Source organism: Pseudoalteromonas arctica A 37-1-2 (assembly GCF_000238395.3).
GTDB lineage: Bacteria > Pseudomonadota > Gammaproteobacteria > Enterobacterales > Alteromonadaceae > Pseudoalteromonas > Pseudoalteromonas arctica.
This window is the reverse complement of the sequence record NZ_CP011025.1, coordinates 3,792,870-3,817,171: the sequence shown is the minus strand read 5'-3', so window position 1 is coordinate 3,817,171 and position 24,302 is coordinate 3,792,870. Positions and strand designations below refer to the sequence as shown.

The following is a 24,302-nucleotide window of genomic DNA, read 5'->3' as shown; positions in this document are numbered from 1 at the left end:
AATTGATACATAAATTATGAGTGTTTTTTAAACTAAAAGTATCCTACAGCCCTTTATTTGTATAGCTTTCATACTAAATTCATTTAATTGTCAAAAAGCTGAAATAAAACATTGACCCCCGCTCGAATCTCCCTATAATGCGACCCCACTGAGACAGGAAACGCCAACGCATAGCGAGAAGCGAACTACTCAGAGAGTTAAATAAAACTTCGGTTTTAAATTATCTAAAAAGAAAGTTTAAAACTAAGTGTTGACTCGAAAAATAAAGGGTGTATTATTCGCATCCCTTGAGACGCTAAAGCGACTCAAAACGTTCTTTAACAATATAAAGCAATCATCTGTGTGGGCACTCGTACAGATTGAGTTCTAACAGCCAACCTACTTACTCTTTATGAGTAATTAGCGAGGCAAACAAATTTAGAGTCTCAATTGAAAACTGAGTGACCAACAGAATAGTTATTTCGGTAATTATTCGGCACAGTCAATTCAATATCGAAAGATATTAAAATAAATTCAGAATTCATTGAGCTGTCGAAAGACATAAAACTTTTTAATTGAAGAGTTTGATCATGGCTCAGATTGAACGCTGGCGGCAGGCCTAACACATGCAAGTCGAGCGGTAACAGAAAGTAGCTTGCTACTTTGCTGACGAGCGGCGGACGGGTGAGTAATGCTTGGGAACATGCCTTGAGGTGGGGGACAACAGTTGGAAACGACTGCTAATACCGCATAATGTCTACGGACCAAAGGGGGCTTCGGCTCTCGCCTTTAGATTGGCCCAAGTGGGATTAGCTAGTTGGTGAGGTAATGGCTCACCAAGGCGACGATCCCTAGCTGGTTTGAGAGGATGATCAGCCACACTGGGACTGAGACACGGCCCAGACTCCTACGGGAGGCAGCAGTGGGGAATATTGCACAATGGGCGCAAGCCTGATGCAGCCATGCCGCGTGTGTGAAGAAGGCCTTCGGGTTGTAAAGCACTTTCAGTCAGGAGGAAAGGTTAACGGTTAATACCCGTTAGCTGTGACGTTACTGACAGAAGAAGCACCGGCTAACTCCGTGCCAGCAGCCGCGGTAATACGGAGGGTGCGAGCGTTAATCGGAATTACTGGGCGTAAAGCGTACGCAGGCGGTTTGTTAAGCGAGATGTGAAAGCCCCGGGCTCAACCTGGGAACTGCATTTCGAACTGGCAAACTAGAGTGTGATAGAGGGTGGTAGAATTTCAGGTGTAGCGGTGAAATGCGTAGAGATCTGAAGGAATACCGATGGCGAAGGCAGCCACCTGGGTCAACACTGACGCTCATGTACGAAAGCGTGGGGAGCAAACGGGATTAGATACCCCGGTAGTCCACGCCGTAAACGATGTCTACTAGAAGCTCGGAGCCTCGGTTCTGTTTTTCAAAGCTAACGCATTAAGTAGACCGCCTGGGGAGTACGGCCGCAAGGTTAAAACTCAAATGAATTGACGGGGGCCCGCACAAGCGGTGGAGCATGTGGTTTAATTCGATGCAACGCGAAGAACCTTACCTACACTTGACATACAGAGAACTTACCAGAGATGGTTTGGTGCCTTCGGGAACTCTGATACAGGTGCTGCATGGCTGTCGTCAGCTCGTGTTGTGAGATGTTGGGTTAAGTCCCGCAACGAGCGCAACCCCTATCCTTAGTTGCTAGCAGGTAATGCTGAGAACTCTAAGGAGACTGCCGGTGATAAACCGGAGGAAGGTGGGGACGACGTCAAGTCATCATGGCCCTTACGTGTAGGGCTACACACGTGCTACAATGGCGCATACAGAGTGCTGCGAACTCGCGAGAGTAAGCGAATCACTTAAAGTGCGTCGTAGTCCGGATTGGAGTCTGCAACTCGACTCCATGAAGTCGGAATCGCTAGTAATCGCGTATCAGAATGACGCGGTGAATACGTTCCCGGGCCTTGTACACACCGCCCGTCACACCATGGGAGTGGGTTGCTCCAGAAGTAGATAGTCTAACCCTCGGGAGGACGTTTACCACGGAGTGATTCATGACTGGGGTGAAGTCGTAACAAGGTAGCCCTAGGGGAACCTGGGGCTGGATCACCTCCTTATACGATTTAGAACTTATTTGTTCGTAGTGTCCACACAGATGATTGTTAATTAGTGCGTGTCCTTCGGGATAACTAATTAATATGCTCTTTAAAAATTTGGAAAAGCTGATAATAAAATTCTGATGAATAACATTGTTATTTATCAAGAGTTTTCAAAAGTAAAAAAAGAATGGTAGCAGTACCATTCAGTGCCATTTAGTTAACTCTTATGAGTTGATTGATTGGTATCTACTTTAGTATTCAATATTGACTTCTGGCGAAGTTAAACTGTCACAAAACAAAGACCCGTTTGGGTTGTATGGTTAAGTGACTAAGCGTACACGGTGGATGCCTTGGCAGTTGGAGGCGATGAAGGACGTATTAACTTGCGATAAGCTTAGTCAAGCTAGTAAAAAGCGCTTGAGACTAAGATTTCCGAATGGGGAAACCCACCTGCTTGCAGGTATCGTTAACTGAATACATAGGTTAACGAGGCGAACGCGGAGAACTGAAACATCTAAGTACCCGTAGGAAAAGAAATCAACCGAGATTCCGAAAGTAGCGGCGAGCGAAATCGGAACAGCCCTTAAGCTTATTATGTGTTAATGGAAGGCTGCTGGAAAGCGCCACGATACAGGGTGATAGTCCCGTACATGAAAAGACATTTTAAGTGAAATCGAGTAGGTCGGAGCACGTGAAACTTTGACTGAATATAGGTGGACCATCATCTAAGGCTAAATACTCCCAACTGACCGATAGTGAACCAGTACCGTGAGGGAAAGGCGAAAAGAACCCCTGTGAGGGGAGTGAAATAGAACCTGAAACCGTGTACGTACAAGCAGTAGGAGCCCACTTGTTGGGTGACTGCGTACCTTTTGTATAATGGGTCAGCGACTTATATTTTGTAGCGAGGTTAACCGAATAGGGTAGCCGTAGGGAAACCGAGTCTTAACTGGGCGAATAGTTGCAAGGTATAGACCCGAAACCCGGTGATCTAGCCATGGGCAGGTTGAAGGTTGAGTAACATCAACTGGAGGACCGAACCCACTAACGTTGAAAAGTTAGGGGATGACCTGTGGCTAGGAGTGAAAGGCTAATCAAACCGGGAGATAGCTGGTTCTCCCCGAAATCTATTTAGGTAGAGCCTCGGACGAATACTTACGGGGGTAGAGCACTGTTAAGGCTAGGGGGTCATCCCGACTTACCAACCCTTTGCAAACTCCGAATACCGTAAAGTAATATCCGGGAGACACACGGCGGGTGCTAACGTCCGTCGTGAAGAGGGAAACAACCCAGACCGCCAGCTAAGGTCCCAAAGTCATAGTTAAGTGGGAAACGATGTGGAAAGGCCCAGACAGCCAGGAGGTTGGCTTAGAAGCAGCCATCCTTTAAAGAAAGCGTAATAGCTCACTGGTCGAGTCGGTCTGCGCGGAAGATGTAACGGGGCTAAACTATGCACCGAAGCTGCGGATTCAGAATTTATTCTGAGTGGTAGGGGAGCGTTCTGTAAGCCGTTGAAGGTGTACCGGGAGGTATGCTGGAGGTATCAGAAGTGCGAATGCTGACATGAGTAACGATAATGGGAGTGAAAAACTCCCACGCCGGAAGACCAAGGGTTCCTATCCCATGTTAATCAGGGTAGGGTAAGTCGACCCCTAAGGCGAGGCCGAAAGGCGTAGTCGATGGGAAACAGATTAATATTTCTGTACTCGATATAATTGCGATGGGGGGACGGAGCAGGCTAAGCAAGCATAGCGTTGGTAGTCTATGTGAAAGTGAGTAGGGCGTTTGTTTAGGTAAATCCGGACAGACATTAAACCTGAGACACGAGACGAGTCACTACGGTGATGAAGTTGCTGATGCCATACTTCCAGGAAAAGCCTCTAAGCTTCAGATTATATGGAATCGTACCCCAAACCGACACAGGTGGTCAGGTAGAGAATACTAAGGCGCTTGAGAGAACTCGGGTGAAGGAACTAGGCAAAATCGTACCGTAACTTCGGGAGAAGGTACGCTCCTATCTGTGATGAGACTTGCTCTCTAAGCGGACGGGAGCCGCAGTGACCAGGTGGCTGGGACTGTTTATTAAAAACACAGCACTGTGCAAAATCGCAAGATGACGTATACGGTGTGACACCTGCCCGGTGCCGGAAGGTTAATTGATGGGGTTATCCTTAGGGAGAAGCTCTTGATCGAAGCCCCGGTAAACGGCGGCCGTAACTATAACGGTCCTAAGGTAGCGAAATTCCTTGTCGGGTAAGTTCCGACCTGCACGAATGGTGTAACCATGGCCACGCTGTCTCCACCCGAGACTCAGTGAAATTGAAATCGCAGTGAAGATGCTGTGTACCCGCGGCTAGACGGAAAGACCCCGTGAACCTTTACTACAGCTTGGCACTGAACATTGAACCTACATGTGTAGGATAGGTGGGAGACTTTGAAGCAGCGACGCTAGTTGTTGTGGAGTCAACCTTGAAATACCACCCTTGTAGTTTTGATGTTCTAACGTTGGCCCCTGAATCGGGGTTACGGACAGTGCCTGGTGGGTAGTTTGACTGGGGCGGTCTCCTCCTAAAGAGTAACGGAGGAGCACGAAGGTTGGCTAAGTACGGTCGGACATCGTACGGTTAGTGTAATGGTAGAAGCCAGCTTAACTGCGAGACAGACACGTCGAGCAGGTACGAAAGTAGGTCATAGTGATCCGGTGGTTCTGAATGGAAGGGCCATCGCTCAACGGATAAAAGGTACTCCGGGGATAACAGGCTGATACCGCCCAAGAGTTCATATCGACGGCGGTGTTTGGCACCTCGATGTCGGCTCATCACATCCTGGGGCTGAAGTCGGTCCCAAGGGTATGGCTGTTCGCCATTTAAAGTGGTACGCGAGCTGGGTTTAGAACGTCGTGAGACAGTTCGGTCCCTATCTGCCGTGGGCGTTTGAGAATTGAGAGGGGTTGCTCCTAGTACGAGAGGACCGGAGTGAACGAACCGCTGGTGTTCGGGTTGTCATGCCAATGGCATTGCCCGGTAGCTACGTTCGGAACTGATAAGCGCTGAAAGCATCTAAGCGCGAAGCAGGCCTCGAGATGAGTTCTCACTAGACTTTTAAAGTCTCTGAAGGGCCGTTGAAGACTACAACGTTGATAGGCAAGATGTGGAAGTGGTGTGAGCCATTAAGCTAACTTGTACTAATTACCCGTGAGGCTTAACCATACAACGCCAAACGCGTTTTATGTGATAGTGAAACAAGCGAAGAAGTTAATATAACTAAAGTAGATATTTACTGAAAGACTTAAAAAATATTATCAGATATTTTCCAAATTCAGTTAGTGCGTAGCGATACGGATTAACGCCCAAATTTGCTTGGTGACAATAGCGTTTTGGACCCACCTGATTCCATGCCGAACTCAGTAGTGAAACGAAACAGCGCCGATGATAGTGTAGCATTTGCTATGTGAAAGTAGGACATTACCAGGCTTCAAATTGTAGAAAGCCCGAATCTAACGATTCGGGCTTTTTTACGTCTGCAGAAAAGTGAAATACGCGCAATTAACACACACTCACATCAACACCCATCACGTAGGGCGGGCGAGCGCAGCGACTCCCAACGTTAAAATTACATCGAGAATAGCTACAATGTTCTTATTTCACGAGCTGGGTTACCCGCTACTACAGTATTAGGCATTACATTTTTAGTAACCACAGCACCCGCACCCACAATACTATTTTCACCAATACTCACACCCGCTAAAATAATTGCACCTGCGCCAACCCATACGTTATTGCCTAACGCGATAGGTGCTGCAAAGTTTTCCTTATTAAGCCTTTTTGCTGGATTAGTAGCATGTGACACAGCTAAAAGCTGAACGTTCGGGCCTATTAAACAGTCATCACCAATGGTGATTGAGTGATTGGCTAATGGCGAGTCGAGAAGTGTGCAATTAATATTCATAAAAGTACGATCACCAATAACTATTTGATTGCCGTAATCGCAATGAAAACCTGATTCTATAATTACACCATCACCCGACTTTAAAAATAACTCTTTGATACGTTTTAAGTTGCCTTTACTTGGGCTCTTATTAAATAAACGGCAGGTTTCACCTGCTTGCTTTCGCTGTGCTAAGTATTCTTTACTGATACTGTTAAATGACTGCATTGTATTTATCTTTATAACTTAATTAGTTACAGCTTACCGTACTTTTAGTTTTATTATTATTAGAATAAAACTGTGTTTTTTTTGCTCGTTCACTTGCCATTTAAGTTGTTTCGTTTAAAATCGCATAACTTTCGAAATGAAACTTAATTCACGAGCTTTATGACTAAACGAAACACACAGCAGCGTCGTCACAATATACTGGTTCAAGTTAATGAATTAGGTGAAGTCGCCGTTGAAAAGTTAGCACAGCAGTTTCAAACATCTGAAGTAACCATTCGAAAAGATTTAACCTCGCTTGAAAAAAGTGGCTTATTACTTCGCCGCTACGGTGGTGCTATTGCACTACCTAAAGAAATTGTTAGCGATGAAGTAGATTCAAAGCGCAAAGTCGCAATAGCAAAAGCAGCAGCAAAACTTATAAAAGATCATAACCGCATTATTATTGATAGCGGACGCACTACGGCAGCTATGATCCCTGAGCTTGCAGATAAGCGTGGGCTAGTTGTTATGACCAACGCTATTAAAGTAGCGAGTCGTTTATTAGCACTCGAGAACGAGCCGACACTTTTAATGACCGGCGGAACGTGGGATCCACATTCTGAGTCATTTCAGGGGCAAGTTGCTGAAAATGTATTATGTTCTTACGACTTTGATCAGCTATTTATTGGCGCTGACGGCATAGATGTAAAGCGCGGTACTACTACCTTTAATGAGCTAGTTGGTTTAAGCCAAGTTATGGCAAAAGCCGCTCGTGAAGTAATTGTAATGGTTGAATCAGATAAGATTGGCCGAAAAATACCAAATTTAGAATTACCGTGGAAAATAGTAACCACATTAATAACCGACGATGGCTTAGCAGACGATAAGCGCAAAGCAATTGAGGCGTGTGGTGTAAAACTAATTTGTGCAGAGATTATACAATAGCTACTCAGTAGCAAGTATTTTAAAAATTAATGGAGACACTATGTGTGGAATAGTTGGGGCAGTTGCAGAACGTCCAGTAAACAAAATTTTAGTTGAAGGCCTTAAACGTCTTGAATACCGTGGTTATGACTCAGCAGGCGTAGCATTGCTTGATGGCAACACACTTAATACTGTTAAAGCAGTGGGTAAAGTAGTTAACGTAGAAGCAGCTCTAGAAAAAGCAGGTGTTAGCGGTCATACAGGTATTGCACATACGCGCTGGGCAACACATGGTAGCGTTACAGAAGCAAATGCACACCCACATGTATCAAACAACCAGTTAGCACTTGTGCACAACGGTATTATTGAAAACCACGCGAGTCTACGTACAGCACTTAAAGCAGATGGTTACGAATTCTTATCAGACACTGATACAGAAGTAATGGTGCATTTAATTCACCAACTTCGTAAACAACACACAACGTTACTTGCATCAGTACAAGCAGCTGTTAAACAGTTTGAAGGCGCTTTTGGTACTGTTGTATTTGATAAAGACAACGACAACGAAATCATTGTAGCGCGCTCAGGTAGTCCTCTTGTTATTGGTTTAGGCCTTGGCGAAAACTTTATTGCGTCTGATCAGTTAGCATTACTACCTGTTACTCGTAGCTTCATCTTTTTAGAAGAAGGCGACGTAGCACGTATTACACGTGACACAGTAGAAATTTTTGATGCAGATGGTAACGCAGTTGAGCGTGAAGTGATTGAATCAAACATTACGCAAGATGCATCAGGCAAAGGCGATTACCGTCACTACATGCTAAAAGAAATTTACGAGCAGCCACTTGCTGTACGTAATACTCTTGAAGGGCGTTTAAACGACGACCGTGTAGCAATTGATGCCTTTGGCGAAAGCGCTCAGCAAATATTTAAAGATGTAAAACATGTGCAAATTATTGCCTGTGGTACGTCTTACCATTCAGGTATGGTTGCACGTTACTGGCTTGAGCAGTTTGCGGGTGTTAGCTGTAATGTAGAAATAGCTTCTGAATTTAGATACCGTCAGTCGTTTGTTCATGAAAATAGCTTACTTGTTACTATTTCTCAATCGGGTGAAACTGCCGATACGCTAGCTGCATTACGCCTAGCTAAAGAGCAAGGTTACATGGCCTCAATGACTATTTGTAACGTACCTGGTTCATCGCTTGTACGCGAATCAGACCTTGCCTTTATGACTAAAGCAGGCGCTGAAATAGGCGTGGCATCTACTAAAGCATTCACAACGCAGTTAGTTGGTTTGTTAATGCTTACTGCGTCTATAGCTCAGGAAAAAGGCCTTGATCAAAGCGCAATTGTAAATGCAATTAAAGTACTTCCAGCTAAGTTAGAAGAAACATTATTACTCGCTGATGGTATCGCAGATCTTGCAGAAGAGTTTGCTGATAAGCACCACTCATTGTTTTTAGGTCGTGGCTCGCAATACCCAATTGCAATGGAAGGTGCGCTTAAACTTAAAGAGATTTCGTACATTCACGCAGAAGCTTACGCAGCGGGCGAGCTAAAACACGGCCCATTAGCACTTATTGATGCCGACATGCCAATTATTGTTGTAGCACCAAATAACGAATTGCTAGAAAAACTTAAATCAAACGTAGAAGAAGTACGCGCACGTGGCGGCATTATTTACGTATTCGCAGATAAAGATTCACACTTTGAGTCAGACGACACAATGCGTGTAATCAACGTAAACCACACTGACGACATTATTGCGCCAATTGTTTACACCTTGCCATTGCAGCTACTGTCTTACTACGTAGCGGTAATTAAAGGCACTGACGTTGACCAACCACGTAACTTAGCTAAATCGGTTACGGTTGAGTAAAATCAAAAGGTTGGTAATTACCTGTTAAAGATAAAAAGGCGCTCAATGCGCCTTTTTTTGTACCTCAAAGCCTGTTAGATTAAATAACACACTACTTTCTAAAGGATTAGTCATGCGTTTATTAACCGCTGTTTTTATATATAGTTTATTTTCATTGTTTTCTAATAGTGCACTTGCAGAGCCTGATTTGAAGCAGCAAACCATTAGCTATACGCAACAAACACATACTATCAATTCAGTAATTTTAAATGAGCTACGTACCGTTGTAGTTCAACTTCCAAAGAGTTACCAAGCTAATGCAAACAAAGTTTATCCTGTAATTTATCGCCTAGATGGCGCGGGTAATATACCGCTTATAAGTGCTGTAATGGATCGGCTGCAAAATAATAATCGTGCGCCTGAGGTTATTATTGTCGCTATTGAAAACACTAATCGCTTAAGAGATTTATACCCCACAGTTAATAAAGAGCCACAAGGCCCGGTAGGTGAAGGCGGAGGCGCAGCAAAGTTTTTAGCATTTATTGAGCAAGAGCTTATGCCCTTGATTAATAAAAGCTATCGTACGCATAACTTTAATGTGATTGCTGGGGGCTCAGCAGCAGGCGTGTTTGCACTTTATACTATGCAAGCTAACCCTGAGCTTTTCCAAGCGCATATTGCTTACAGCCCTGCCGTTTGGTGGAACTATGGCGCACCGGTAAAAGCGACTAAGTCGTTTATTAATAAATCAAAAGACCTGAATAACTATGTTTATATAAATATTGGCGAAGAAGCTGGCTTAATGCGTGAGCGATATAATGAGCTGCAGCAAGCTTTACAATTTAATAGCTTGCCAAATTTACGCTTTTTCAGTGACGCATTTGAAAATGTATCGCATAACTTAACATCTGCCGCTGGGGCCTTTAATGCTTACCATCATTTATTTTTACCCAAACAAATGCCCATGAGTGCTTTAAGCGATGATATAGAATCTATTGATGTTTATTATAAAAAGTTATCTCAGCAATGGGGGGAGCAAATAACACCTCCAGAGGCGGCTGTTAGGCAACTTGGTTACAACCTAGTAAATATGCAGCAATATGAGCGGGCTGTGGCAGTATTTAAGCATAATGTTAAGCATCACTCACAATCTGTTGATGCACTATGGGGGTTAGGTTATGGCTATGAATTACAAGGTAATATACAACAGGCACTTATTAAAATAGAGGCTGCTTTAAATGTCGTAGATACCACATACCCCTATTTAGATACCTTAAAAGAGACTAAAAGTAGATTACAAACACAGTTAAATAAAACCCAGTAATATAAAAGGACAATGCGCGGGGGGAGCCTGCGCTTACAGTTACCTTTACAACACGCCGCTGATATTTAAATCACTAATCTCTACTTAATAAGCGCTAAATACGCTAAAATTACAGGCTACTTTTTTAGCAATAAGCCCGTAATAAATATGACCTCAGCCACAAGCCCTAGCACTTTTTCCGAACTTGGCATTATTCCAGAGCTATTAGCTCGATTAACCGATTTGGAATATACCCAGCCTACACCTATCCAAGCTAAGGCTATACCTAGTGTGCTTGCGGGTAGTGACCTAATTGCAGGGGCAAATACCGGTTCAGGTAAAACAGCAACGTTTGCATTACCTATGTTGCAAAAAGCTTTCCTTGAGCAGGGCGCTAAAAATACTGCCAGCAAAGGTAATTTTGTAACGGGGCTTATTTTAGTACCGACGCGTGAGCTTGCTACGCAAGTGGCCGATAGCGTTAAATCGTATTCTGCTAACTTTAATGGTGCAATTAAAACAGTTGCAGTGTTTGGTGGTGTGTCGGTTAATACACAAATGCAGGCTCTACGCGGCGGCGCCGATATTATTGTAGCAACACCAGGACGTTTGCTCGATTTAATCTCAAGCAACGCTATTAAGCTTGATAAAGTAACTACGCTTGTACTTGATGAAGCCGACCGTATGCTAAGCCTTGGCTTTACCGAAGAGCTGGCTGAGCTATTAGCGCTTATGCCTGCTAACAAACAAACTATGTTGTTTTCAGCCACCTTTCCAGAACAAGTAACACAATTAACGCAAGAGCTTTTAAACGACCCAGTTGAAATACAAGTACAAAACAAAGACGAAAGCACCTTAGTACAGCGTGTTTTTACCGTAAACAAAGGTGAAAAAACCACAGTTTTAGCGCATTTAATTAAAACGCATAAATGGCGCCAAGCACTGATTTTTGTCAACGCTAAAAAAGACTGTGAGCATTTAGCGGCTAAGCTTGAAAAACGCGGTGTTAATGCACAAGTTTTCCATGGCGATAAAGGCCAAAGTGAACGTACTCGCGTAATAGAAAAATTTAAAGCGGGCGAAATCGAAGTACTTATCGCAACCGATATTGCTGCACGTGGTTTGGATATTGAAAAGCTGCCAGTGGTAATAAACTTTAATCTACCACGAAGCCCGTCTGATTATATGCACCGTATTGGTCGAAGCGGCCGTGCTGGTGAAGTAGGCTTAGCGCTTTCATTGGTTGATTATGAAGATTTGCATCACTTTAAAATAATCGAGAAGAAAAATAAACTACGTCTTGAACGTGAGGAAATAGCAGGCTTTGCCGTTAACCAAGCTAATCTTGATGCTGCCGAGGCGCTTAAAAATGAAAAGCCAATGGCAAAACCAGAAGGCACAGGCAAGAAAAAGAAAAAAAATAAAGCTGATGATATAGATGATGTATGGAGTGGTTGGAGGGGGCGTTCTAAATAGGAAATATAATTTATTATTTTGTCTAAACTTACAATTGGCGATAAAATCAGTTGTTGACGTATTGGTCAATTTTGACTAAGATCATTATTAACAACTAACCCTACTTCCACGCGTAGCATTGAGTCTCCTGGATATAGGGAGAAAAAGCCGACCTTAGTGTCGGTTTTTTTGTAGCTAAAATTTAAGGATCGACTTTGAAGACTCGAATATATATTGATGGATATAATTTATATTATGGATGTCTTAAGCGAACGCCTTATAAATGGTTAGATATATTTAAATTATTTGATAACTATATCCTTCCCAGTTCTGCAAGTGAAGCCCACACTAGCAATAATTTAAGCGTTAAGTTTTTTACTGCGAATATTGTAGAAAAGGCAGCTACGTCAAAAGATTCTTTAGCTGATCAGCAGGCTTATCACAGGGCTTTAACTTTCAATAGTTCAAATGGTCAGCTAGAAATAATCAAAGGTTACTACTCTGTAAACCCAACACGTGCATTTAAAATTGATGAAAAAGAACCTAAAAAACACCCAAATGAATGTGAGTATGTGAGTATGTGGATATTTGGAAGCTTGAAGAAAAGCAAACTGATGTAAATATTGCGGTTGAGGCTTTATTTGATGTATTTACGGATGACTCAATTGAGCAAGTTGTGTTTGTTACTAATGATACAGACTTAGAAAGGGCTTTAGAAAAAATAAAATCTCTAAATAAAGTTAAGATAGGCTTAGTGATCCCTACTACTGATAGTGTTCGTTACCCCAATGAAAAACTAGATATACATGCTGACTGGACACGCAAGAATATTTTAATTGAAGAACTAAAACAGTCGCAGTTGCCACGTGTTATCCAGGGAGGAAGAAAACCAGTTTCTAAACCTATAGGTTGGTTTGGTCAGCCAGAAATACTTGAAGAAATAATATTAACTTTATTACAAGTTGAAGCTAATCGAACTAAATGCTGGCGCTGGTTGGAAAAACCATTACCTAGCTTTGATGATTTACCGCCATTAACGGATCCTCCAATTCTATTACTTGATAATGAAGAAACAGCAAAAATAGTGCTAAGTTACGCACAAAAATATACTCAGCTATTTAATAACTAGCTACATGAAACTACTTATATTTAATAAAGGGTGAAATGTGGACTTAATATCAAAACTATTATTACTTTCTACTACTTTAATATGCTTTAAATTAAGCGCTAATACCCCATACGAAATCCCTAGAAGTAGCGTTATTGAACTAACAGAACCTTCTAGTAAGCGTGTTTACTCTGTTTACATTCAATTGCCTAAGTCATATCAAAATAAGCCGGATAAAACATATCCAGTTATTTATTTAACCGATGCGCCGTACACGTTTCCTATAGTGGCAGGGGCAACACGATTTCCTATGAATACCGGAAAAATGTAGCAAGCAATTATTGTCGCCATTGGTTACGAAAAAGGGTCTATTGGATCAGCTAGTCGAATTAGAGACTACACACCTACCTTTGCAAAAGATTGAAAAAAACAAACAGGTAATGCGCAAGGGCACATTAAGTTTATTACAAACACTGTGTTTCCTTATATTGAGCAAAGCCACCGTGCAAGTAGCACACAAAAAACCTACATAGGAAACTCTTTAGGCGGTTTATTTGGTGCGACTATTTTATTTACGACACCCGATTTATTTAGCAATTATATTATTGGTAGCCCGTCTGTTTGGTTTAATGATAATGCACTATTAGCGTTGAAAGTAAATAAGTTAAAGTTGCCTATAAAGGTGTGTATATCTGTTGGAGCAAGGGAAACGCCAGCTTTTGGTGAGGGGCAAAATATGGTGCAAGGGGCACAGCAACTAGTGCAAAAAATAAAAGCGCTTAACAGCGACAGTATTGAATTAAAAAGTGTTGTTATTGAAGGGGCTAGTCATGCAACCGCATTTCCAACAACAGCAATCCAAGGCTTAGATTGGGTGCTGGGTAAAGCGAATTAGTCACTAAAAACCCATCACTAACTTTGTGAATGATGGGTTTTAATTTTTAATAGTAATGTAAAGTTATAATCTTTTCAGTAATGTGTTTAGTAACTTAGTGATCTACCTCTTGTGCAATCCCTAACCAGGTAATGCTTGCAGGTGGAAAAGTTAACTCTAGCTCACTTTCAATTTCTAGATCTTCAAGGTGCACTTGCACTATGTGTTGAGCAATTGGGTCGGCAATATAAGCAAACTGACCACTTTGCGCCACTGTCATACTAAAGCTCATTCCTTCGGGCATTGTGGTTACGTCTGCTTGAGTAATATCTACTTGGCCTGCGAGTTCCCAGTGCATTTCACCGTCATGTTCATGCCCAGTAAGTACATTTAAAAAGCCTAGGCTGTCGAGTATTAAAAAGTGTTCACCACTGGCTGAAAAAGAATAAGAAACAGCACTTGCGCCATCAGCAAGTTGCCATTCTACTTCTTCCATTTCGGCATTTTCAGGATGAATGCTAAGCAATACTGAACCACTGCCATCATGCCCTGCGGCAATACCAAAAATTGTGTCATTGTTTTTATGGCCGTACAAAGTACCAATGCGCTGATCGCCTACGGCATCTATATTTACAACTTTTTGAGCGCTGTATACATCACCTTGCTGATGGGCAATCAATACACCATCACCACAACCAAATACAACATAATCGTGATTTTGTGCTGCGCCGTGTAAATCGGGGCAGGTTATTTCTAACGTTTGCTCTAGTTCGTAATTACCATCGTGAAGATGATAAACACCCACTTGATCGGGAAGTACTTTGGCATTTGATGTATTACTTACATCGTCGCGGCGAATGGTTGAGAGTAAATGCTCGCCGCGAGGCTCAGCTACTCCATGCATGTTAATATCGTAGTTAATGCCAGTAAGTGTAGCTGTTGTATTGGTAATATCGTTATCGGTTAGCACTTCTACTGAGGCAGGCGTACCGGTTTCTGCATCGCCATCGTAAAATATTGCTAATTGCCCGTCGTGAGTTATTAAGTGTGTAGGGCGACTACCACTTGTTAGCTCGTAGCTGCTAAACGCAGGGCCTTGCTCATAATCATGCAAGTGCTCACCGTGATCTTCGCGCCATATACCGCCGTCTATAAACCCTAGGTAATCTTGAGTACGATTAGCAATAACAGCATAACGAAAGCCTGGTGATGCAGATAACGTGTTTGAGTCATTGTTCAGTGTAAATGTATCAAGTAATTCGTTGTTGTCTAAATCAAAAAAGCTAGCTTCGTTACTGTCACCTGCCAGAACGGCAAGTCTGCCAAGTGAGTCTATGGTATAGCCGTCGTCATGGTCGTGATCATCGTCATGATTGTGCTCGTCTTCTACAACAATAGGATCTTTTTCCACAATGTTGGTTTCTGCATCGCCACAGGCCGTAATAAATGTAGCGCTAATAGCGAGTGCAATAAGCTTTAATTGATATAGTTTTTTCATGTTTATTTCCTTTAATTATAATTTTTTAACGCTTAAAAATAACCGCGAATACCTAGCGCAAAACTACGTCCTGGACGTGGCGCTATATCCTTTACAAACGAGCTGTGCACGCGTGCTTCTGTATCTGTTAAGTTAGTGCCTCGTAGGTACACAGACATATCTTGGTTTAACACTGAAAGGTCGTAAGAGATGCTCGCATCAACTAAGGTGTAACCGTCTGTGGCTGTTTCTTGTGGGGCTGTGCGGTCTTGCTCTTGATAACGAGTTACGTGAATATGCGCACTGAGTTTATCTGTTTGATAGCTTAGCTGGCTGCCAAAACGAAGCGGTGGTGTACGGGGTAAATCGCCGCCGTCTTTAAGGCGTGCACGAACGTAGTCTGAGAATACATCTAGCTTAAACTCATCTGTTAATTGCCACGCAATTTGCGCTTCAAAACCATGTAAAACTACATCATCTGTTTTAAATAAATAAACGGGTAGCTCTGATGAATGGCCGTGTTCGTCAGCGAGTTCTTCTTCATCGCCATGGTCATGTCCACTTTCGGCATATAAACCGGTGTCTATTTGGTAATAATAGTTATCTACTTGGTTGTAAAAGGCATTTAAAATAAAGCCAACATCGCCTTGAGTTTTACGTAGGGTTAAATCGATATTATTGGCTGTTTCCAGATCTATTGCTTGTTCAGATAAACCCAAATGGCCATCTTCATCTAAATCAAATAGTGCGCCTACTTCGTAAGTGCCAGTGCCAATATGCGGCCCAAACGATAACAACTCAGAGGCAGAAGGTGCACGTTCAGAGCGCGATACCGAAAGCCCTAAGTTATAGTTAGATGTAAAATCCCATACTACCCCTGCTGATAAACTGACTGGCGTAAATTCATGCTCTACATCAAATACGCGAGTGGTTTCTGCGCTTTCTTCGTGGTCATGATCATGCTCGTCGGCTTCTTCTGCTTCATCGTGTGCGTGAGCGTCAATATTTGGCAGTAATACGTCGCCTGCTTCAATGGTTACTCGCTCAATACGCCAACCTACCTGCACTAAAAAATCACCAAAGTGCCTTTCTTCCATTAAGGCTACAGCAAAGCTTTCGGTCTCTGATGGAGGAGTAAAGGCCTCTTCACCTTGTGCTTCAACATCGCTTTGCTTGTAATGAAAGCTAATACCGCCATTCCATTCGTTAAATTGGTTATGCAGTAGGTCTATGCGTAATTCGTTGGTTTCGTTTTTAAAGGTAGTGCCAACAGTGCCGCTCTCAATTTCAGCGTGTTCGTAGTCGGTATGGCCAGCGCGGAGATTTATTTTGTTTAGCCATTTATTATCTAGGTTGTACTCACCTAATAATTGCACTTTAGTTTGCTCTAAATCAGCAAATACGCTTTCTTCTTCGTCGTTGTGTTCTTCCTCTTCTTCCTCGCCGTGCGTATGGCCCGGAATACCGTATTGACGATTAAATTGCTCTACTGCTAAGCCAATAAAGCCGTTATCCATTAAATAGCTCGCGCCAACAGTAAAACCGTCAGACTCTTCATTACTGTTTTCAACTTTGTAATCGCCACGATGCTCTTCACCGTCGCTATCTATATCGGCAGCTACAGGTACCTCGTAGTCATCGGCCTCACGCCAAAATGCATCGGCGTAAAAAGCCATAGAGTCTGTGCCTGTGGTGGCATTAAACGAGGCCACTTTTTGATTATCTACCGAGTTATGTTCTAGGTTCCATTCACCACGCGTGGTGCTGTCGGTGGGTACGCGGTTATCTACTACATTAACCACACCACCAATTGCGCCACTGCCATAAAACAGCGTTGCAGGGCCGCGTAATACTTCAATTTGTTGTGCGGTAGAAGCCTCCGATGCAACAGAGTGATCGGGCCCAACGCGCGAAACATCACTTACATCAAGGCCATTTTGAGTAATGAGTACACGCGGGCCGCTTAAACCACGAATAATAGGCGTGCTGGCTACTTTACCGTGAAAATTTGTATTAACGCCTGGGAGTTTTTCAAGGCTGTCGCCAAGGGTTGCAGCTTGTTGTCGTCTTAGTTGTTCGCCAGATAAAACACTAACAGGCGATGCAGATTCCATTGCCGACATATGAATAGGGGTCGCTTCAATATCAATAACTTCAATAGGCGAGCGCTTTAAATTAAAAGTAACCGATTGGTTTTCATCATTAGTTATTGTTATATCGCGATGAAGATGCGCATAACCAAGGGCTACAACGTGAAGCTCTTTTAAGCCATTTTTTAGTTCTGTTATAACAAATTTACCGTTTTCATCGGTGGTTACTTTAAGATCTGAGCCTTCAACTTCTACCGTTGCATTGGTAACTACTTTACCTTTGTTGTTTAAAACAACGCCTTCTATTGTGGATGCAAGCACACTAGCCGGCAATAAAGCTGCTATGAGAACAGCTAATTGTGATCTACGTTTCATTTGACTACCTTGTTAGATGTTATGTTATATCAATTATGCGAGTAATGTTATAGTATATCAATGGTAATTAACTGATGTTATTAAAATGTCTCCTTAAAAGTAACGTTTTTGAGTGGAGACACTGATTTAGTAGAGGAAATAATGAAGTCGAGTCAAAGTGTTATGGATCGTATGGCAATAGGGTTATCGGTAATGTGCACAGTGCATTGTTTTGCAACCCCGGTTATTTTAGCGTTATTACCAAGCTTTGCTGTAATGCAAATAGATAGTGAGCAATTTCATTTATGGATTCTTGCGGCGGTAATGCCAACCAGTTTGTTGGCATTGAGTTTAGGCTGTAAAAAACATAAACATAAACGTACACGTTATATGGTGTCTGGTGTAACAGGCTTAGCTTTTATGATATTTGCTGTATTGCTAGGCCATGAAGTGGTCGAAAAAGCGCTAACCTTAATAGGCTCAGCGTTTATTGCTGTAGCCCATTGGTTTAATTACCAACAATGCCTTAAACAAAATGATGAAAATTGCCCGTGTTCAGGTAGTGAGCCAGATCAAGTGGTTTAATGCTATAAGTGCTGGTGGTTTAAACGAAAGCTATACTGGCACTTTATTTTTTATTTAAACTTTGTTTTTTTAGATAGCTTAAATATTCGCTAAAAGTACTTTAAAGTAGGTACTTAATTTATTTTTAGCTTAGGTTAACCAATACAGTGCCTCTTATTTTAAAATCTCTTTTGCTTTTAAGCGCCTTAATATGTTTTAAATTAAGCGCAAATACCCCTTATTCAATACCCCGAAGTAACGTGGTTGAGCTCATTGAGCCCGTTAGCGAGCGGGCGTATCCTGTGTATATTCAGCTTCCTAAATCATACCAAAAGCAGCCTAATAAAACGTATCCAGTTATTTATGTAACCGATGCACCGTACACCTTTCCCATCGTTGCTGGGGCTACACGATTCCCTATGAATAGTGGCAAAATGCAACAGGCTATTATTGTAGCAATTGGCTATGAAAAAGGGTCCGCTGGCTCTAACAGCCGAATTAGAGATTACACGCCTACCTTTGCAAAAGATTGGAAAAAGCAAACAGGTAATGCCAAAGGGCATATTCAGTTTTTACAAAGTACAGTTTTCCCTTTTATTGAAAAAAACTATCGGGCCAGTAACTTACAAAGAACCTACATGGGGCATTCGTTAGGCGGTTTATTTGGCGCGACTATTTTATTAACGACACCCGATTTATTTAGCAATTATATTATTGGCAGCCCATCGGTTTGGTTTGATAACAATGCACTATTAGCGTTAAAAGTGAATAAGCCAAAATTGCCTATAAGGGTATATATATCAGTTGGATCTATGGAAACGCCAGCTTTCGGCGAAGAGCAAAATATGGTTGAAGGTGCTAAGCAGCTAACGCAAAAAATTAATGCGCTTAAAAGTGACAATATAGAATTAAAAAGTGTTGTTATTGACGGCGCTAATCATGCAACCGCATTTCCAACAACAGCAATCCAAGGCTTAGATTGGGTGTTAGGTGAGCAATAAAACGTTATTTTTATATTGATTCGTACTAGTATGTTTTATTAAAAAAATTTATAAGGAAATTATATGTCGGTTGAATTATGGTCAGATGATAGGTTGAATCGAAAGCAAGAAGGACAATGGCTTGTTCAGTTTTTAACGAGTAAATACGCAGTATTAGAGGCTGAGCATAGTAAAAACTATGTATTAAATGTCAATGCAGAATGGGGCTTTGGTAAAACATATTTTATTAATAACCTCGCAGAAGAGCTAAAAGAAAAGAAGCATGTAGTTGTATGTTTTGATGCATGGAAAAATGATTTTTCTGAAAATGCTTTACTTAGTTTTATTGCTGAAATAAATGAAGAATTGACTAATCAAGGCTTACTTAGTGAGACCGATGGTAAATTAGCTGGTATTGCAAGATCAATGAAAAACGCAGCACTTCCTTTACTCGGTGGTTTTTTTACTAAACAGCTTTTTGGTATGTCTCTTGATGGCGTCGAAGCTTTATTTGAAAAGGAGCAAGAGAGTGAGGTCGCTTCTGTCAAGGGGGATGAACAGCCTGGTTTGTCAAAAGATATTACTACTGTTGCTTCTTCAATCTCTACAAAGGCAGCTGAATTAGCACTAAAAGAGTATCAAACAACAAAAAATGCTATAGGCCATTTTAAGGAAAACCTAAGGTTATTAGTAGAAGGTTTAGAAGGTAGTGCTCCATTTAAAGCTCCTTTATTTATCTTGATTGATGAGTTAGACCGTTGCAAGCCTTCTTACAGTATCCAATTATTAGAAACGATTAAGCATTTATTTAATGTTGAAGGCGTCTACTTTATTGTCGCTACTGCATCAGAGCAACTAAGCCATTCGATTAATGCTGTCTACGGTGAAAAATTCGAATCTAAACGTTATTTAAATCGATTTTTTGACCAAGAATATTCACTTAAAAGCCCAGATAAAGAAAAGTACTGTAACTTTATTTGGTCAAAGTATTTGCCTAATGAAACTGTGTTCGTTCCGGTTTTCCAAGAGGATAATAAATCAGAAGATATAATAAATATTGGCATACTCAGTAAAGTTGCGGAGTATATGCGGGCTGGTTTAAGGGATATTGAACAAGCCGTTAAGCTTTTATACGCAATTCAATTAACGCAAGAAAAGACTGATTATCTGTTTTCATTACCTTTGTTTTATATCATTGTGTTAAAAATCAGACACCCCAAAATTTATCCGTATTTCAAAAATAAATGGGGGTCGAGTATCTTCAATCAACCACACGGTAGTAAATTTCCGAGTTATCAACAAGATAACTTTGATTTAGTGACTACTTACAAAGGTAAAATTGATTATAAAATAAATGAATCAATGAAGCTGTTTTGTGACCCAAATACTAAGCTTTATACTTTTGATTCATTGCCTAATAGAGGAATCGGCGCGTCTGCAAAAAGCTTAAAAGAGGAAATAGAGACAGGCCTTTATCTGGCTAATGGGAATCGAGATTCTAAGTTGATAAAGGATTTTTCTAATTACATACAAATTGTTGAGCAAGTGGGTCAGCTATCTTAAACAGCAGTCTATATGAGTAAAGGTTATCAGCTAGGTTATTCGGTTTTGTTTTTAACAAGCACAAAAAAAGCGACTACCCAATATGGTGTCGCTTTTTTAGTAAGTCGTATTAGCTTACTTATAAAAGGCTTCAACAGTGCCTTTTCTTGTAAGTAAAAGTGGTTGTCCGCGACGATCAAGGCCTTTTGGAGATGCAAACTTTATCCAACCTTCGCTGATGCAGTATTCTTCAACATCAAAACGCTCTTTGCCGTTGAACGTGATACCAATATCGTGTTCAAAAACTTCTTCCACATGATGTGGGCTGCGTGGATTAATAGAAAGGCGATCTGGTAAAGCAGGTTTTGCGGTAGTGTCGTTCATGGTCATATTCTATATTGAATGAAGTATGCGCTATTGTAGGCAATACAAAGCTTTCGCTCAAGAGAGATAGTAGTAAATGTGTTTAAAAATGTACTAATTAATGAGTTGTGTATACAAATGAGATTGCGCTTGGAAAATATTTACAGAGGAGGTTTTGAAGATATTCGACTAAATAATTATAAAGGTAAATATATTAATGGGTTATCTCTAACCCACTAAATTGTTTAGCAATTAGATGCTAACAATGTTCTCAGCTTGTGGGCCTTTTTGACCTTGAGTAACAGTAAACTGTACTCGTTGGCCTTCAGCTAAAGTTTTAAAACCGTCGCCAGAGATTGCGCTAAAATGTGCGAACACGTCTGCGCCAGATTCTTGCTCGATAAAACCAAAACCTTTTGCTTCGTTAAACCATTTTACTGAACCAGTAGTTGTAGTAGACATAATATGTATCCTAAAAAATTAATATAAGTGTGCCTGAAAAGAGGCGATTGAGCCGGAAAAAATAGTTAACTTGAGGATATCGCGTAGGATTATTACTAAAACAACGGGGTACTAACAAATAAAACAAAACTTCTTTCAAACTAGTATTCAAAATGGGTTATTACTAACCCATTAAATTGTGTAGCAATTAGATGCTAACAATGTTCTCGGCTTGTGGGCCTTTTTGACCTTGAGTAACAGTAAACTGTACACGTTGGCCTTCAGCTAAAGTTTTAAAACCGTCGCCAGAGATTGCGCTAAAATGTGCGAACACGTCTGCGCCAGATTCTTGCTCGATAAAACCAAAACCTTTTGCTTCGTTAAACCATTTTACTGAACCAGTAGTTGTAGTAGACATAATATGTATCCTAAAAAATTAATATAAGTGTGCCTGAAAAGAGGCGATTGAGCCGGAAAAAATAGTTAACTTGAGGATATCGCGTAGGATTATTACTAAAACAACGGGGTACTAACAAATAAAACAAAACTTCTTTCAAACTAGTATTCAAAATGGGTTATTGCTAACCCATTTTAACGAAAGCAATTAGATGCTAACGATGTTTTCAGCTTGTGGACCTTTTTGACCTTGAGTAACAGTAAACTGTACACGTTGGCCTTCAGCTAGAGTTTTGAAACCGTCGCCAGAGATTGCGCTGAAATGTGCGAAAACGTCAGGACCAGATTCTTGCTCGATGAAACCAAAACCTTTTGCTTCGTTGAAAAATTTAACTGTACCAGTTGTAGTATTAGACATAATAGTATCCTAAGAATTAATAAAAGTGCGCCTTAAATTAGGCAATTTAACAGGAAGAAAACATACATTTAACTGAGGATAACGCGAAGGATTATTACTAAAACAACGTGGTACTTACAAATAAATAGGGTTTTCTGTCAACCCGATGCCAAGCAGGATAACAGTAAATTGAGCTATATACCAAGCCCTATTGTAAATTTATTTTAGAGTAAGTGCTTTATTAGTTTGTTTGTTTTTTAACTAACCAGTCATGATTAAGGTGATCTTTTTTGCGTCTTAATTTGAGTTAATTTTAATTTAATCAATGCTTTATGTTTGTATTGGAACGCGGTTCTAGAGTAGGTAAAATGCAAGTTTTAAGTGGTTAAAACATGACCTAATTACCTACTGATTTTTTTGATATATACCTTAAATAACTTGATTCATTAGCTCCAAATTACAAATCCAAGTATTAATAATGCAATCCAAAGTGTTTCAGCCACAATTAAAATAATGGGTTTCATACCTACTTCGGTAAGCTTTCCTAAATTAGTTTTCATTCCGTTTGTACACAATATTCTTACTCTAAGCTTAATAAATTGAACCCTACTGGAAGGAGGGTACTTAATTATTTCAATAGGCATTTATCTCGAAGACGCGTTATGTAATATGTGAATCATGCTGCGTTTACAGCAAAGCGGCAGATTAGTGAATGGAAAGCCAGCAGAAAGCCATCAAGGTAAGGCTTGCTGTCTTTAAAAAATATTTAATGGTTACGCGCTAAGATTGCTAATTAGTAGTTTAAGTCCGTTTAACTAGTCGAGCTCAATTTGGTAATGATAGTGATCGCTACGGCATTTAGTTAGGCGGTATTCAATACGTTTACCTTCGATTGATTCGGTAATACGCGATACTAACAGCAATGGATCGCCTGCATTTATAGCAAGCATTTTTGCATCATCTATTGTAGCAAGTACGGCTTTAATACTGTCCTGGGTTTTGTGCACCGTTTGGTTAAATTTACTCTGATAGTAATGATATAAAGTGTGCGGTATATCACTACTTTTATGTATATCAGGAAAGTAGCTTTGCGGTAGGTATATAGTTTCGCTCATGCAAAACTCGTTATCGAGAATACGCCTGCGAACTAGCTTAGTAACTTTGTCTTTTTTATTTAGCTGCAAAGCCTTTATAGCTTCAGCAGGCGCTACACAAAGCTCAACCGATAGCAGTTCCGCCTTTGGTGAGTTGTCACTTTCACCGTCGGCTTGTAACGGAAAAAACCTGAATAAGGCATCTTGCGAGGTATGCTCTGATACAAATGTACCAACGCCTTGGCGACGAGTTACTATTTTATTGTCGGTTAATAAATTAAGCGCTTTACGAACAGTACCTTGGCTTACGTTAAATTCTTCAGCAAGGCGAAATTCGCTTGGTAAAGCCTCGCCGGGCAACCAATGCCGTTTAACAATGAGTTGTTTTATACTATCAGCCACTTGTAAGTAGAGTGGTTGAAAATCCAAGCTTGGGCTACTTAATTTGTGATCAAACATAGAGTTACTCATTGTTATTTACCATTAAATTTAATCCACTTGTAGTTATATCATAGGTGAAGCCTTTTACGCATATTTGCGTTTCTTGATTAAACGTGAGCTACCGCAGTAATTTTTTATTGAGGCAAACTGCATATTATGTTTAAAAATCGTCCTTATTCATTTTAATCTCAGGTGGAGTAACCACATTACTTGATGGATTTTTTTCACTGGGTTTGCCACTCGTTTTACAGTGTTATAAATACAATTACTCGATTAAATTTACCCGTAGTACCGGTAATACCACTTACACTAAAACTGAAGTTGACGAATTTAACTGTCCGGCAAAGGTAGTAGTGGTTTCATGTACAGGCGCTCTGGGTTAGATATAGCATTTTCGCCAGATTTTAAATAACTCCCTCAATAATTTCCCTTAAA

The 24,302-nt window shown here is 40.9% G+C and carries 17 protein-coding genes, 3 rRNA genes and 2 pseudogenes; 13 read left to right on the top strand and 9 right to left on the bottom strand.

The window, feature by feature from the left end; genetic code table 11:
- Nucleotides 1–551 precede the first annotated feature (551 nt).
- The 3 genes from PARC_RS17390 to rrf all read left to right on the top strand — a co-directional run bounded on the left by PARC_RS17390 (nucleotide 552) and on the right by rrf (nucleotide 5,542).
- Nucleotides 552–2,087, top strand: a 16S ribosomal RNA gene (locus tag PARC_RS17390).
- A gap of 300 nt (nucleotides 2,088–2,387) precedes the next feature.
- Nucleotides 2,388–5,278 (top strand): 23S ribosomal RNA (locus PARC_RS17385).
- Nucleotides 5,279–5,427: 149 nt separating this feature from the next.
- Nucleotides 5,428–5,542, top strand: a 5S ribosomal RNA gene (rrf, locus tag PARC_RS17380).
- Together the 16S, 23S and 5S rRNA genes form the textbook arrangement of a ribosomal RNA operon.
- 154 nt (nucleotides 5,543–5,696) lie before the next feature.
- Here rrf and PARC_RS17375 read toward each other — a convergent pair.
- Complete coding sequence (locus PARC_RS17375) at nucleotides 5,697–6,224, bottom strand: sugar O-acetyltransferase (RefSeq protein WP_010554506.1); 528 nt, start codon at nucleotides 6,222–6,224, stop codon at nucleotides 5,697–5,699.
- A gap of 159 nt (nucleotides 6,225–6,383) precedes the next feature.
- Between PARC_RS17375 and PARC_RS17370 the strand changes: the two genes are divergently transcribed.
- From PARC_RS17370 to PARC_RS17345, 7 genes and pseudogenes are all read left to right on the top strand, one after another.
- Nucleotides 6,384–7,148, top strand: a complete 765-nt coding sequence (locus PARC_RS17370) for a DeoR/GlpR family DNA-binding transcription regulator (protein ID WP_010554507.1) — start codon at nucleotides 6,384–6,386, stop codon at nucleotides 7,146–7,148.
- Between the two features lie 40 nt (nucleotides 7,149–7,188).
- Nucleotides 7,189–9,009: a glutamine--fructose-6-phosphate transaminase (isomerizing) gene (gene glmS, locus PARC_RS17365; protein WP_007580413.1), complete on the top strand. Its 1,821-nt coding sequence runs from the start codon at nucleotides 7,189–7,191 to the stop codon at nucleotides 9,007–9,009.
- Nucleotides 9,010–9,121: 112 nt separating this feature from the next.
- A complete protein-coding gene (locus PARC_RS17360) occupies nucleotides 9,122–10,312 on the top strand; it encodes an alpha/beta hydrolase-fold protein (protein ID WP_010554508.1) in 1,191 nt (396 codons plus the stop codon).
- Nucleotides 10,313–10,459: 147 nt separating this feature from the next.
- Nucleotides 10,460–11,767, top strand: coding sequence for a DEAD/DEAH box helicase (locus PARC_RS17355; RefSeq protein ID WP_010554509.1), 1,308 nt, complete (start codon nucleotides 10,460–10,462; stop codon nucleotides 11,765–11,767).
- A 194-nt stretch (nucleotides 11,768–11,961) separates the two neighbouring features.
- The gene (locus PARC_RS21845) at nucleotides 11,962–12,366 is read left to right on the top strand and encodes an NYN domain-containing protein (protein WP_021032083.1); all 405 of its coding nucleotides are present in this window, start codon (nucleotides 11,962–11,964) and stop codon (nucleotides 12,364–12,366) included.
- Entirely contained in the window at nucleotides 12,327–12,875 is a 549-nt protein-coding gene (locus PARC_RS21840; RefSeq protein ID WP_021032084.1) for a PIN domain-containing protein, read from the top strand. The genes PARC_RS21845 and PARC_RS21840 overlap by 40 nt, the downstream gene beginning before the upstream one ends.
- Nucleotides 12,876–12,912: 37 nt before the next feature.
- Nucleotides 12,913–13,749: pseudogene (locus PARC_RS17345) on the top strand (alpha/beta hydrolase).
- A gap of 94 nt (nucleotides 13,750–13,843) precedes the next feature.
- Here the strand turns inward: PARC_RS17345 and PARC_RS17340 are convergent.
- Both PARC_RS17340 and PARC_RS17335 read right to left on the bottom strand, forming a co-directional pair.
- Nucleotides 13,844–15,226, bottom strand: coding sequence for a hypothetical protein (locus PARC_RS17340; protein WP_010554510.1), 1,383 nt, complete (start codon nucleotides 15,224–15,226; stop codon nucleotides 13,844–13,846).
- Between the two features lie 32 nt (nucleotides 15,227–15,258).
- Nucleotides 15,259–17,670, bottom strand: a complete 2,412-nt coding sequence (locus PARC_RS17335; protein ID WP_010554511.1) for a TonB-dependent receptor — start codon at nucleotides 17,668–17,670, stop codon at nucleotides 15,259–15,261.
- Between the two features lie 141 nt (nucleotides 17,671–17,811).
- Here PARC_RS17335 and PARC_RS17330 point away from each other — a divergent pair, with 141 nt between their 5' ends.
- From PARC_RS17330 to PARC_RS17320, 3 genes are all read left to right on the top strand, one after another.
- Nucleotides 17,812–18,234, top strand: a complete 423-nt coding sequence (locus PARC_RS17330; protein WP_010554512.1) for a MerC domain-containing protein — start codon at nucleotides 17,812–17,814, stop codon at nucleotides 18,232–18,234.
- Nucleotides 18,235–18,380: 146 nt separating this feature from the next.
- Nucleotides 18,381–19,214 (top strand): alpha/beta hydrolase, encoded by an 834-nt coding sequence (locus PARC_RS17325; protein ID WP_010554513.1) that lies wholly within the window; start codon nucleotides 18,381–18,383, stop codon nucleotides 19,212–19,214.
- A 63-nt stretch (nucleotides 19,215–19,277) separates the two neighbouring features.
- Nucleotides 19,278–20,756, top strand: a complete 1,479-nt coding sequence (locus tag PARC_RS17320; RefSeq protein WP_010554514.1) for a KAP family P-loop NTPase fold protein — start codon at nucleotides 19,278–19,280, stop codon at nucleotides 20,754–20,756.
- 114 nt (nucleotides 20,757–20,870) lie between these two features.
- On the opposite strand, the gene PARC_RS17315 is transcribed toward PARC_RS17320, so the two are convergent.
- The 6 genes and pseudogenes from PARC_RS17315 to PARC_RS17290 all read right to left on the bottom strand — a co-directional run bounded on the left by PARC_RS17315 (nucleotide 20,871) and on the right by PARC_RS17290 (nucleotide 23,897).
- Nucleotides 20,871–21,119, bottom strand: coding sequence for a DUF3297 family protein (locus PARC_RS17315; protein ID WP_002963088.1), 249 nt, complete (start codon nucleotides 21,117–21,119; stop codon nucleotides 20,871–20,873).
- Nucleotides 21,120–21,350: 231 nt separating this feature from the next.
- Nucleotides 21,351–21,560 (bottom strand): cold-shock protein, encoded by a 210-nt coding sequence (locus PARC_RS17310; RefSeq protein WP_010554515.1) that lies wholly within the window; start codon nucleotides 21,558–21,560, stop codon nucleotides 21,351–21,353.
- Nucleotides 21,561–21,747: 187 nt separating this feature from the next.
- Complete coding sequence (locus PARC_RS17305; protein ID WP_010554515.1) at nucleotides 21,748–21,957, bottom strand: cold-shock protein; 210 nt, start codon at nucleotides 21,955–21,957, stop codon at nucleotides 21,748–21,750.
- A gap of 186 nt (nucleotides 21,958–22,143) precedes the next feature.
- Nucleotides 22,144–22,353 carry a cold-shock protein gene (locus tag PARC_RS17300; RefSeq protein ID WP_006792548.1) on the bottom strand — a complete coding sequence of 70 codons (210 nt, stop codon included), beginning with the start codon at nucleotides 22,351–22,353 and terminating at the stop codon, nucleotides 22,144–22,146.
- A 425-nt stretch (nucleotides 22,354–22,778) separates the two neighbouring features.
- Nucleotides 22,779–22,895: pseudogene (locus tag PARC_RS21835) on the bottom strand (putative sulfate exporter family transporter); the annotation flags it as partial.
- Nucleotides 22,896–23,147: 252 nt separating this feature from the next.
- The gene (locus tag PARC_RS17290; protein ID WP_010554517.1) at nucleotides 23,148–23,897 is read right to left on the bottom strand and encodes a GntR family transcriptional regulator; all 750 of its coding nucleotides are present in this window, start codon (nucleotides 23,895–23,897) and stop codon (nucleotides 23,148–23,150) included.
- Between the last annotated feature and the right edge of the window lie 405 nt (nucleotides 23,898–24,302).

Coding starts and splice junctions, on each gene's coding strand:
- PARC_RS17300 (WP_006792548.1), bottom strand. CDS start 22,353: ATGTCTAATACTACAACTGGTACAGTTAAATTTTTCAACGAAGCAAAA.
- PARC_RS17310 (WP_010554515.1), bottom strand. CDS start 21,560: ATGTCTACTACAACTACTGGTTCAGTAAAATGGTTTAACGAAGCAAAA.
- PARC_RS17375 (WP_010554506.1), bottom strand. CDS start 6,224: ATGCAGTCATTTAACAGTATCAGTAAAGAATACTTAGCACAGCGAAAG.
- PARC_RS17315 (WP_002963088.1), bottom strand. CDS start 21,119: ATGAACGACACTACCGCAAAACCTGCTTTACCAGATCGCCTTTCTATT.
- PARC_RS17335 (WP_010554511.1), bottom strand. CDS start 17,670: ATGAAACGTAGATCACAATTAGCTGTTCTCATAGCAGCTTTATTGCCG.
- PARC_RS17320 (WP_010554514.1), top strand. CDS start 19,278: ATGTCGGTTGAATTATGGTCAGATGATAGGTTGAATCGAAAGCAAGAA.
- PARC_RS17305 (WP_010554515.1), bottom strand. CDS start 21,957: ATGTCTACTACAACTACTGGTTCAGTAAAATGGTTTAACGAAGCAAAA.
- PARC_RS17290 (WP_010554517.1), bottom strand. CDS start 23,897: ATGAGTAACTCTATGTTTGATCACAAATTAAGTAGCCCAAGCTTGGAT.
- PARC_RS17355 (WP_010554509.1), top strand. CDS start 10,460: ATGACCTCAGCCACAAGCCCTAGCACTTTTTCCGAACTTGGCATTATT.
- PARC_RS17360 (WP_010554508.1), top strand. CDS start 9,122: ATGCGTTTATTAACCGCTGTTTTTATATATAGTTTATTTTCATTGTTT.
- PARC_RS17370 (WP_010554507.1), top strand. CDS start 6,384: ATGACTAAACGAAACACACAGCAGCGTCGTCACAATATACTGGTTCAA.
- PARC_RS17340 (WP_010554510.1), bottom strand. CDS start 15,226: ATGAAAAAACTATATCAATTAAAGCTTATTGCACTCGCTATTAGCGCT.
- glmS (WP_007580413.1), top strand. CDS start 7,189: ATGTGTGGAATAGTTGGGGCAGTTGCAGAACGTCCAGTAAACAAAATT.
- PARC_RS17330 (WP_010554512.1), top strand. CDS start 17,812: ATGAAGTCGAGTCAAAGTGTTATGGATCGTATGGCAATAGGGTTATCG.